The organism is Wolbachia endosymbiont (group A) of Sturmia bella (genome assembly GCF_964030905.1).
In the GTDB taxonomy this organism is placed as follows: domain Bacteria; phylum Pseudomonadota; class Alphaproteobacteria; order Rickettsiales; family Anaplasmataceae; genus Wolbachia; species Wolbachia pipientis.
The window spans coordinates 427,535-439,831 of sequence record NZ_OZ034988.1; the positions used below are offsets into that span (position 1 = coordinate 427,535).

The 12,297-nt window shown below is 36.0% G+C and carries 10 protein-coding genes; all 10 read right to left on the reverse strand.

The genetic code is table 11. The features are described 5' to 3' along the window. Positions 1–34: 34 nt before the first annotated feature. Complete coding sequence (gene uvrC / locus ACQH3L_RS02110; protein ID WP_010082305.1) at positions 35–1,852, reverse strand: excinuclease ABC subunit UvrC; 1,818 nt, start codon at positions 1,850–1,852, stop codon at positions 35–37. Further along, on the reverse strand, positions 1,836–3,953 hold the full coding sequence (gene glyS, locus ACQH3L_RS02115) for a glycine--tRNA ligase subunit beta (RefSeq protein ID WP_038199670.1): 2,118 nt from the start codon (positions 3,951–3,953) through the stop codon (positions 1,836–1,838). The genes uvrC and glyS overlap by 17 nt, the downstream gene beginning before the upstream one ends. Positions 3,954–3,956: 3 nt before the next feature. Continuing rightward, the gene (locus ACQH3L_RS02120; protein ID WP_010082308.1) at positions 3,957–4,796 is read right to left on the reverse strand and encodes a glycine--tRNA ligase subunit alpha; all 840 of its coding nucleotides are present in this window, start codon (positions 4,794–4,796) and stop codon (positions 3,957–3,959) included. A gap of 44 nt (positions 4,797–4,840) precedes the next feature. Beyond that, a complete protein-coding gene (locus tag ACQH3L_RS02125; RefSeq protein ID WP_425384928.1) occupies positions 4,841–5,599 on the reverse strand; it encodes a phosphatidylglycerophosphatase in 759 nt (252 codons plus the stop codon). A gap of 146 nt (positions 5,600–5,745) precedes the next feature. Next, on the reverse strand, positions 5,746–6,741 hold the full coding sequence (gene hemB, locus ACQH3L_RS02130; protein ID WP_010962401.1) for a porphobilinogen synthase: 996 nt from the start codon (positions 6,739–6,741) through the stop codon (positions 5,746–5,748). After that, positions 6,734–7,759, reverse strand: a complete 1,026-nt coding sequence (nuoH, locus tag ACQH3L_RS02135) for an NADH-quinone oxidoreductase subunit NuoH (protein ID WP_425384929.1) — start codon at positions 7,757–7,759, stop codon at positions 6,734–6,736. The genes hemB and nuoH overlap by 8 nt, the downstream gene beginning before the upstream one ends. After that, positions 7,743–9,791 carry an NADH-quinone oxidoreductase subunit NuoG gene (nuoG, locus tag ACQH3L_RS02140; RefSeq protein ID WP_425385004.1) on the reverse strand — a complete coding sequence of 683 codons (2,049 nt, stop codon included), beginning with the start codon at positions 9,789–9,791 and terminating at the stop codon, positions 7,743–7,745. The genes nuoH and nuoG overlap by 17 nt, the downstream gene beginning before the upstream one ends. Positions 9,792–9,796: 5 nt before the next feature. After that, entirely contained in the window at positions 9,797–10,009 is a 213-nt protein-coding gene (locus ACQH3L_RS02145) for a hypothetical protein (RefSeq protein WP_006279675.1), read from the reverse strand. Between the two features lie 934 nt (positions 10,010–10,943). Then, positions 10,944–11,765: a uracil-DNA glycosylase gene (locus tag ACQH3L_RS02150; protein ID WP_010082207.1), complete on the reverse strand. Its 822-nt coding sequence runs from the start codon at positions 11,763–11,765 to the stop codon at positions 10,944–10,946. Then, on the reverse strand, positions 11,755–12,294 hold the full coding sequence (def, locus tag ACQH3L_RS02155) for a peptide deformylase (protein ID WP_010962405.1): 540 nt from the start codon (positions 12,292–12,294) through the stop codon (positions 11,755–11,757). The genes ACQH3L_RS02150 and def overlap by 11 nt, the downstream gene beginning before the upstream one ends. Positions 12,295–12,297: the final 3 nt, after the last annotated feature.

Genomic DNA, 12,297 nt, shown 5'->3' on the forward strand with positions numbered 1-12,297 from the left:
ATATAAATTCCCTAATAATAAAACGGGTTTTGTGTCATTCCAGTACTCCTCTCTTATAATTCACGTATTTAAGAATGACTTCTGCTAAACCTTTACTAATTCCAGGTACGTTTTGAATTTCAGCCAGAGAAGCTTTGCTTATATTTTTCACTGAACCAAAATAAGACATCAACGCTTTTTTTCTTTTGTTGCCAATGCCGGGTATTTTGCTTAATTGTGAAACTATAAACTGTTTATCGCGTTTTTTTCTATGTGAAGTTATCGCAAAACGGTGGGCTTCATTACGCAGCGATTGTAAGTAAAGCATGACTTTGCTGTCATTTGCCAGACTAAATTCTTCCCTGCCCAGCATATAAAATCTTTCATTTCCTGCGTTACGATCAGGACCTTTTGCCATACAAGCAAAAGGAACGTTTATATTCAATACTTCCAGTACATTCTGTACTATGGAAACATGTCCTGGTCCACCATCAATCAGTAAAAAATCAGGTATTATGCCTTTTATATTGCCGGAGAAACGTCTGGTTAGCACTTCCCTCATCATTTTATAGTCATCGCCTGAAAATTTTTCCTTTATAGTAAATTTTCTGTACTCACTCTTTAAAAAACCCTCCTGCCCTGCAACAATCATCACACCAATTTGCTGGCTTCCAGAAATATGGCTATTATCATAAACCTCGATACGCTTTGGAATGTTTGGTAACAAGAAGATTTTGCTAAGCTCCTCAAGCTTTTCTAGGTTATTTCTATAATCGATAAGCTTCTGCTCTAAGCTATGCTGAGAGTTATCATAAACAAATTTCAATAAATCACGCTCTTTTTTATTCTTTGCATGCAGAACTTTTACTGGCTTTTGAGCAACCTTATATAGTGCTTGTTCTATAATTTCCTTATCCACAATAGAATCTGGAACGTAAATTTGTATTGGAGGTATGTTAGCTGAATTATAAAAATTGACCAAAAAGGTGGATAAAATTTCATCATTTGAGTGATCACCACAGTTCTCGGCAAAGTAAGGAGTGCTGCCGTAGTTGTCTTTATTTCTAAACGATAACACACTAATACATGCTAGATCCTCTTCACGTACAATACTGAAGAAATCTGCATCTTTTTCAAAAGAAAAATCCGTGTGCTGTATTTGAATTTGCTCAAGAAACTTTACCCGATCTCTATATATAGCAGCAAGCTCATAGTTTTCTTCACTGCTGCACTTTCTCATTGTGAAAAGTAACTGTTCTTTCACTTCCTTATTTCTTCCAAGCAATGTATTTCGTGCCTGTTTTACTGATTGGCAGTAGTCGTCTTTTGTGATTTTGTTTATGCATGGTGCTGAGCAGCGCTTAATTTGATATTCAATACATGGTCTTTTTGTTGAGGAAAAGTATTGATCTGAACATACTCTTAGGAGAAAAGCTTTTTGCAATGACAATATAGTTTGCTTAACAGCAGCGGCAGATGTAAAGGGACCATAATAATGAAACTCATTTTTCTTAAATTTGCCTCTATATTTTGCTATTCTTGGATAATCGTGCTTGGAAATTGTTATATAAGGATAAAATTTTCCATCCTTGAGCACAATATTATAAAGTGGTTTCAATGATTTTATTAGCTGTGCTTCAAGAAGCAGTGCTTCGATTTCATTCTCAGTGATGAATATTTCAACCTTAATAACCTGTAAGAGCATAACTCTAATTCGTTCAGAAAGGTTTTCGAATTGAAGGTAGTCGGATAACCTTGACTTTAAGTTTTTTGCTTTTCCAACATATAAAACTTTATTCTTATCTCCAACCATCTTATACACGCCACAGGATTGTGGAGATGATTTGATTTGTTCTTTATATTGCCTGAGCATTTATCCATTGTTTAACCTGTATGAGGTTAAAATCTGCTACTAAATGAAAGATGGAAACTACATTTTCAAGCAAAGATAATCTGTTTCTTCTCAGCTTATCAGAATCACAGTTAATCTTTATACTGTCCATAAACTGATTGATAAACGGAGCAAAACCAGCAAGTTCATCAAGTGCTACATTAAAGTGGTTATTTTTTATCGCTTGTTTTATGTTTTTACAAGCAGTTATAGCACAATTTGATAGCGCAATTTCTTCACTTTCAATCAAAAACCTCTTACCGTAAGATGCACTATAAGTAGTGCCATCACTTTTCCTTGCTTTGCTCATCATGTTACTGACTCTTTTGTAAGTGCTTAGAATTTGTTCACCTTCTGGAGTACTAAGATAACGATCCAATATAACAGTTCGCTTTTCTGCTGTCAGCAGATCATTAATATCGATTTTATATAGTATTGAATCTACAACATCTTGCCTTATATCTCTATTTTTTAAAATAACCTTGAATCTTTCTAAGCAAAATCTAAATACTAGTTCTGAAATTTGTTTTCTATTCGGCTTATCAACTGACGCTGTATTTTTATTAAATAGAAGCCTTGAATATAAAGATACTGACTTGTCTATCATTAGCCTAATTGGAACATGCAAATTATTTTCAAGTATTGTCCTAATTATACCAATTGTCATTCTCCGCAAACCAAATTGATCATACGAACCAGAGATTTTCTCACCTGCTGCAATTAAACCAACTAAGCTATCCACTTTGTCTGCAATTGACACAGCAATTGCAGAAGGAGATTTAGGACACTCCTGCTCTGGCCCGATTGGCTTATAATGCTCAGTTATAGCTTCCACTACTTCTTTATCTTCTTGAAAATAAGAAGCATAATATCCACCCATTACTCCTTGTAATTCTGGAAACTCTCTGACTATCGATGTTGCCAAATCAGCTTTTGCCAAATATGCAGCACGTTCAACTTTTATCAGCGAAGCATGTGGAATAAATATAGCTATATACTTTGACAGAGCCGTAATACGCTTCACCTTTTCCCCCACGCTGCCAAGTGAAGCATGAAATAATATCGAACCTAATTTTTTGACATAATAATCTAGATTTTCCTTTTTATCTTGAGATATTAAAAATTGGGCATCAGCAAGACGTGCTTCTAATATTCTTTCGTGCCCTTTAACAACTTCACCATTGTTGACGTTGACAACAGTGACAAAGTGTGAAATTCTCTTTCCATTACTTAAAGCAAGGTATTTTTGTTGTGTATTAACTATACTAAGTATTACTTCCTTCGGTAATCCAAATGACTTTTCTTGATTCACTTCACCAAACAGTACGATTGGCCACTCTATAAGCCCTGTCAATTCATTTAGTAAATAATCATTTTTCTCAAGTTGTAAATTCTGCTCTTTTGTGAATTTATTAATCTGATCTAGTATAAATTGCTTTCTTTTGTCCATTTGGAGAATTACACTGTTTTTTTCTAGCAATTCAAAATAGTCTTTAGGTGCTTTAACAGTTAACGCTGTACCACTTGAGAGAAATCGATGGCCATATGTTGTGTTAGATGCTGTGATCCCTGCAAAAGACACAGGTATTATTTCGTCATTTAAAATGCATAAAATGTTTTTGATTGGCCTAACCCACCTTTCTTTTCCTTCGCCCCATCTCATGCTCTTCAACCAAGAAAAGTTTTTGAGCATTTCCTCCAGTTGATTTTTGAGGAATTCTCTGATGTTAAATGAGCAGCTTTCTCTTTTAATGAAGTAAAAATCCTCATTATTTACTTTTCGAACGAGCAAATCTTCTTCATTTTTCTGATATTTTCTTAAAAAACCTTCGATAGCACTTTTTGGTGCGTTAATGTTTGGTCCCTTAACTTCGTTATTGGAATCCTTTAGCTCCAAAGCATTTATGTTGTCGACAAATAGGGTAATGCGACGTGCCGTTATAAAAACCTCCATTGATGTAAATTTTACATTATTTTTGTTAAAAACATTGGCAATACAGCTTTTAACTTGAGTTGCAACTACATTCTGCATTCTCGGTGGTATTTCTTCTGAAAGGCACTCAAATAATAACTGCAACGACATACGCTATTTACTCATGTACAATTCACAACATTTTTTTGTTAGCTCTCTAACTTTACCAATATAAGCTGTACGTTCATTCACACCAAGCACACCTCTTGCATCAAGCAGATTAAGTAGGTGACTAGTTTTAATACATTGGTCATAGGCTGCCATTGGTAGCTCCTTTTCAATAAGGAACTTACACAATTTTTCCGTATCTTCGAATTGCTGCTGTACCACTTTAGTATCATAATAATCTAACGCTAGATAAGAAAATTCATATTCTCTTTGTTTAAAAATATCTCCGTAAGTTACACCGTTATCGTTCCAAATTATATCGTAAACATTATCTACACCTTGTATGCACATTGCTAAACGTTCCAACCCATATGCCACCTCACCAGGAATCATCTTGCAGTCAATCCCTCCAACTTGCTGTATATAAGTAAGCTGTGTTACTTCCATTCCATTGCATGTAACTTCCCATCCAAGTCCTGATGCACCAACGCTCGGATTTTCCCAATCATCTTCAACAAACTTAATATCATATTTTTCTGTAGATATGCCAAGAACTTTTAAGCTATCTAAATAGACGTCTTGTAAATTATTACCAGATGGCTTTATTATAACTTGATATTGGTGATGTTGATACAAACGATTAGGATTATCACTATAGCGTCCATCTGCTGGCCTAATTACTGGTTGTAGATATGCAATTTTTGCCGGTTTTGTATCAATTGCAGACATAATTGTTGCAGGATGTAATGTGCCAGCACCAACTTCAGATGTGTATGGGTGAAGTATAACACATCCTTCACTAGCCCAAAAATCTTGTAACTCTTTTATTATACTTTGTAAGTTCACACAAATTGTACACTTTTTATACTAAATATATAAATAAATAAGTACTATTCAATACCTATTTTTTTAACAGTATCATGTAAATAATCACCTAAAACTGCTGAACTTTCCCTCACATACTGAATTATGCTTTTATTTAGGACAATTGCATCATGCATAGTTAAATCGCAGAATATAAATGCTGTTAAATACAGTAAAATCACCGCATAAAATGTGTGAAAAATCCCCTCAAATGTAATTGACATTGCATTATTATAGCTGAGCTGTATTGAACTTATTGGCCATGGTTTTATCACTTCTACGACATTAAAAAATACGTAAGGTATCATAAGAAAAAAGAAAAAGTGCATAAAATCATTAAACCAAAATGGGCATTGAAACATCTGCTTACATATATTCCCATAGAGTTTACTTACAGCATAATAAATCGACATCATTGCCGGCATTGAAAGTGCTACAGTCAGTACTTGCCCTGACGCTATTTGTATTACTATTTCTTCACCACTGTTTGCTGAAGGGTCTTGAGCATGAAAAATAAATATTCCAATTAATTGCATTACTAACATAACTATTGCCAATTTTGTAAAAACAGCAGCTACAACTATTCCTGAGCCTGGCATTTTATATAGTAAGTATTCGCCTCCATATGTAAGAATTAATATAACATCGACAATAAATAATATTAAAAAAGAAGACCAATAGTTCTGCCAACTTGGTAAATATCCTATTCCTAAAAGAGAGCTTACTGTTTTAGCAGGAAAAACCTTGCCTAGCATCTTTCCCAAAAATTTAAAAAAAATCCCCATGTTCTAAGTAACACTTGGTTTATATTATTTATAATACTGTATTGTAACGGACTTATCAACAACTTAAAACATGTATTGGAAAACTTTAAGTAATATGCAGCAACAGTAGAAGAACGTGCGCCAAAAATTTAATAATTTTATAGGGCTTATGCACTTAAATTTTTTGCAATATCAAGTGCAGCGTAAGTGAATATTGCACTTGCACCCGCACGTTTGAAACCAATCAAAGATTCATAAATCACCTTGTCATAATCTAGCCAGCCATTATTTGCAGCAGCTTTTATCATTGCGTACTCACCGCTTACTTGGTAAGCAAAAATCGGAAAATTAAACTTATCACTTGCTGTTTTGATAATATCTAAATATGGCATACCTGGTTTAATCATAATAAAATCTGCACCTTCATTTATATCCATTTCAATTTCGCACATTGCTTCGTGCGCATTTTTATAATCCATTTGATAACCACTTTTGTCTATAGAATGTGATAGCCCACATGAACCAACGACTTGCCTGAATGGAGCATAGAAGCTAGAGCAGTATTTCACTGCATAAGATAATATTAATACGTCTTGAAAGTTGTTATCATCTAATGATTTTCTGATTCTTCCTACTCTACCATCCATCATATCAGAAGGAGCAACTATATCACATCCTGCCTTCGCTAAAGCAAGTGCTTGCTTACACAGTACTGATATAGTTTCATCGTTTTCTACATCCATCTGATTATCTTTTAAAATGCCGTCATGGCCATGAATAGTGTATGGATCCAGTGCAACGTCTGCAATAATACCAATTTCAGGTACCTTTAATTTTACAGCACAAATTGCTCTGCAGATTAAGTTGTCAGAATTATATGCTTCTTCAGCGTTTTCAGATTTTAGTTTACTATCAACTACAGGAAAAATTGCAACAGCATTAATTCCTAAATCTTTAGCTTCCTTAACTATAGACACTAATCCATCTATTGAATAACATTTTACGCCTGGTAAGCCAGAAATTGGTTCAGTTGTTTCTTCTCTGTCATGAACAAACAGAGGAAGAACCAGATCATTTACTGATAAACTATTTTCACTTGTTAAATTGCGAACCCATTTGCTCGAGCGCCTGCGTCTTAATCTTGTATTTGGAAAATTAAACATTGGATCCAGGCAAGTTCCCAGTAAAGAGCAACACCCCTGAAATGAGTATCACCCAAAGCACCGATATTGGTAGAAATACTTTCCAACCAAGGCGCATTAGCTGATCATATCGATAACGAGGTATTGTTGCTCTAATCCAAATAAATATAAACAAAAGTATAACTATTTTCAAAATGAACCAAATTAAACCTGGAATTTTGTAAAGTAAACTGAACTCCAGCGGCGGATACCATCCTCCTAGAAAGAATATCGTCATCATAGCACTTGCTAGAATCATATTTGCATATTCTCCAAGAAAAAAGAGGGCAAAAGGCATGGATGAATATTCAACGTTATATCCAGAGACAAGCTCTGCTTCAGCTTCTGGTAAATCAAATGGGTGACGATTAGTTTCTGCAAGCAAAGAAATAAAAAATATTATTCCTATAGGCATTAGTAGCAAATCAACCCAAAATGGCATATTGTGTTTCGCTACCACCATCTCTCCAAGATTTAATGTTCCAGTGGTAATAACGACTGCAGCAACTATTAAGCCTATTGAAACTTCATATGAAATCATCTGAGCAGCCGACCGTATAGCGCCAAGGAATGCATAATTGGAGTTGCTTGACCAGCCTGCAATAATCACGCCGTATACTCCCAGCGACGATATAGCTAGCACGTAAAGCACTCCAACATTAATATTTGCTATAACCTTAGGAATAACTACTTGCTGGCCATTTTCTACAATTACTTCAGCACCAAACGGTATAACTGCCCAGGCAATTAATGCCAAGATAAAGGTAAGCATTGGAGCCATAATGAACAGTATGGTGCTCGCTCTAAATTGTATTATCGGCTCTTTAATCAGTAGCTTAATAGCATCTGCAAATGGCTGCAATAGCCCAAAAGGTCCAACTACACTCGGGCCGTGCCTTAGTTGAATTGCAGCAAGGACCTTACGCTCAAAGTATGTCAAATATGCAACTGAAAGTAGTAGCGGTACTAAAATAAATAAAATATTAACTAGTGTGTTCATAAAAAGCTTTAGTACAATCTGCCATTATTTTTGAAGCGCGACTTATTGAATCCGTCATATAAAAATTACACTCCTTTAAAGTAAAAGGTGTATCACTTAAATTTATTTTACCATTGCTAATTGGCACCCATGTGTTTTTTATCACTTGATCAGCATTTCTAAACTGTGGACCGATAGTATCTAATTTTTTTCTCACGTCAAATAAACTATCATATGGTAAGGAGAGATCCAAATATTGCGAGAGATTTTTAATAATTAACCAGTCCTCCTTTGCTTCACCTGGAGGAAATACAGCTAAATTTGTTCTTTGCACTCGACCTTCAGTGTTTACATAAGTTGCATATTTTTCTGTATATGCAGCACCAGGCAAGATAACATCTGCCACATGTGCACCCTTATCACCGTGATGACCTTGATAAATTACAAATGTGTTTTCTAACTTTGATGTGTCAATTTCATCTGCACCAAGAAGATAAACAACTTCTATTTCACCACTTTCTGCATGTTCCAATATTTGATTAATATCCCTTTCGCCTTTTTTAGGAACAAACCCAATATCTAGCCCACCAACTCTTGCTGCAGCTTTATGCAGCACATTAAAGCCATTCCAGTCATCTCTGACCATGTTAAATTCTTCTGCAATTTTGCCAGCTAGAATTAGAATTGATTCAGAATCGTCTCTTACTAATGCATCTTGACCGATAATCAGCATAGGGCTCTGAGCAGCACTCAGCAGCTTACAGAACTTATGATTTCCATTTGCTATTTCACTCAAAATATCAGGATTATCGCCCAATTTCTCAACATGATACAAATATTCAATGTTAGGACCAACACTTGCAACAGGAAAGTTGCCCTGTAAATATCTCTTTCTCAATCTTACGTTAATGATCGGTGCTTCTATCCTTGGGTTTGTATTTATAAGCAGACACAAATCCGCATTCTCTATACCTTCAATAGTGGTATTGAACACATACGATCCACGATTATTTGGTATAAGTTTTGCACCATCCTGCCTGCAATCTATATTTCCCGAGCCGAGCTTCTGCATCATTTCTTTAAGTAGAAGCATAGACTCACAATCTGCTAAATCACCTGCAATTGCAGCTATTTTATTTGATTTTGTATTCTTTAATTTCTTTGCAGCAACAGTTAATGCCTCATTCCAATCAACTGGGGCTAATTTACCATCTTTTTTTATATAAGGTCGATCAAGACGCTGAACTTTTAGTCCATCATATGCAAAGCGGGTTTTATCTGATATCCATTCTTCATTTACCTCTTCGCTCAGCCTTGGTAATATCCTCATAACCTCCGGGCCACGATAATCAACTCTAATTGCGCTACCCACAGCATCTAGCACATCTATAGTCTCACAATGTGATAGCTCCCATGGACGCGCTGTAAAGGAGTAAGGCTTTGAAGTTAAAGCTCCTACCGGGCAGAGATCTATGATATTTCCGGATAATTCAGAACTAATATGCCTTTTTATGTAAGTGCTAATCTCTACATTTTCTCCCCTTCCGATTCCTCCAAGTTCATTTGTACCTGCAACATCAGACAAAAATCTAACACACCGAGTGCAATGAATGCATCGATTCATCGCGGTCTCAATCAGTGGTCCGAAGTGTTTTTTTGGCACAGCCCTCTTATGCTCATCAAGTCTGCTGGTTCCTTTCCCATAAGCCATCGTGATATCTTGCAAATCGCATTCACCACCCTGATCGCAAATTGGGCAATCAAGCGGGTGGTTAATTAGCAAAAACTCAAGCACACCTTCACGTGCTTTTTTAACCTTAGGGGTATCAGTGTGAATAACCATCCCTTCTGCAACTGGCATTGCACAAGAGGCTACTGGTTTTGGAGGTCCACCCTCCACTTCAACCAAACACATTCTGCAATTACCAGCAATTGCTAAACGCTCATGATAACAAAAACGTGGAATTTTAACGCCCACGACTTCACAAGCTTGAATTATAGTGAGCCCATGCTCTACTTCACATTCCTTAGAATTAATAGTAACTTTAACCACAACTATTATACAGCTTCCCACTTTATAGGATTGCCGCTTACCTCATCTTCAACCAGATTGCCGTTGTCATATTGAGCAGACATATAATTCATGCGCGAATCACGATCTATATATCTAACAGGTTTTACCGGTTTATCTTTATACATTTTTTGCTCAGCTTTCTTACGCTGAGTAGGGTTATTTTTACTAGCTGTCTTTGCTTTCCCACCTGCTGCCATATAAACTCCTAAAAACTTTTCATTCTATTTTAACACTTAAGTATATAGCGTCAATATTTAATAACTTTAAAATTTCAATAGATCTCTTATTATAATCATTTTACAATCATTGTTTAAATAAAAAGTTACCCCTTGATGCCATTCCAGCGCATGACGCACAGCTGTACGAACATTGCAATTTGCAGGCAATTTGCGTGGCAGATTCAAGTAGCTGACACTGGTTTCCATCCAAGACAGCAGTAGCCCTTTCGGTGTTATTTCAGTGCTTGACACTGAAATCCAGGATTTTGATTGGATACTGAGTTGGTAAGCATAAAAGTGTAGCTAACGCGAGCTCTACGTCATACCGCGATTTATTCGCGGTATCTCAAAGCATAGATCCCGCTGCGGGATGACGATTGTCGTTTAGCTATAAACATTAAGAAATTTACCAAACGAAAAAAAAGGCAAAAGAAGCCCTGGGGTTATTATCCGCTTTAAAATATTGGCGTTTTTTATGTTTTAAACGCTTGACAAGCAAGATTAAGCTGCTTTTAATTGCAACTAACCTACGCTGCAAATGTTTAAGAAATTTACCAAGCAGAAAAAAAGACAAAGAATCCCCGAGTTAGCTAGTCTTTTACTATCTCTGTCGAGTATTGGCATTTTTTGATGTCTTGTAACGCTTTATAAGCGCGTTCAGCTTATTTAGATAAAAATCTAGATGTAGATGAAGTTTTGTAAAGACATACAGTATCTATATACTGCAAAAAATTGAACATAAGACGCCGATACATTAAGTAATCCTTACCTTTTAATCTGCAGATTGGCGAAAGCAAATACAACAGCTTCAATTTTATGATAAGGAGGCTGGCGGAGTTTGTCAAGGAAGTTTTTTCGTTTCTAACGATTGTTAACATGCTGCAAAAAACTATGCAAGAGGTCTACCACTTTATTAGGTATTTGTGCAGTTATTGGTGTTATCAAGATACTCCCTAATCTTCTTCAAGTCCTCCCAGGCTAAACGTTTTTGTGCCGGTTGGCGAAGTAGGTAAGCTGGATGAAATATAGCGGCTGTGGTGATTGAATTGGACAAATATTGGTTAGTGTACGTATGAAATCTACCACGCAAATTCGATATAGTTTTTGTGCTGTCAAGAAGGCTATAACATGCGATTCCCCCGACCAAAATTAAAATTTGTGGTGAAACTAGTGCAACGTGTTTTTCGACAAATGGTCTGCACATATCAAGCTCTAGGTCGGTTGGCTTTCTATTGCCAGGTGGACGCCAAAATACAGTATTGCTTATGTATACCTTAGTGCGATCAAGATTGATTGCATTTAACATTTTATCGAGCAACATTCCACTTGCACCACAAAATGGTATGCCTTGAAGGTCTTCATTTGCTCCTGGAGCTTCACCAACGAGCATAACTTTTGCGTTTGGATTACCATCGGAAAAGACAGTATTAGTTGCAGTTTTTTTTATCTCACAACCTTCAAATGATTCAACTGCACTTCTTAGTTCATCCACACTATTACATTTGCTTGCAAGTTTCCTTGCTTCGATTATCCAGTCACTTGGAAACATGTCTTTTCCATCTTTAGTGTCACCCCAGCGCGTATCTGCATCTTTCTTCTTGGTCCCAGTTTGGATAACAGAGGGTTGTACACTCTCTTTGCTCTCCAATTTTTTTTCCTCTTCACCCTCTGTTAGTGTGCAATCAACGCCCACTTCATGGTAAAATTTTAATAATTCTAGGTCTTTATTGCTCATAATGCTTTTTAACCTTTTGTGCTTTTTTCATGGCCATATCATACTTTAATTTAGATAAATGTCTAATATATAATATGCCGTTTAAGTGATCTAATTCATGCTGAATACACCTTGCAAGCCAACCACTAGCTTTTAGTGTTTGTTCTTCATTATCTAAGTCTTTATATTTCACAGTTAGATACTTTGGACGCTTAATTTCATGACTTTGCTCTGGAATTGAAAGGCATCCTTCCTTGAGAATTACTTGTTCATCGGATAATTCTGTAATCTCAGGATTAATCATGTAAAATTTGCCAGTTGAGCCATATCCTGCTGGCTCATTTTCAATCGTTTCTAGCTGAATATCCATAACAAAAATTCTCTTTAACACTCCAACTTGCACTGCAGCAAGGCCAAGACCTTCTGCATCATACATAGTTTCGAACATGTCGTTTACTAATTCTTTAATTTTATCGTTTATATCTGTTACTTCACTGGCACGTGTGATTAGTCTTTCATCAGGGGCAATTACAATTGGTAATATGGACATAAA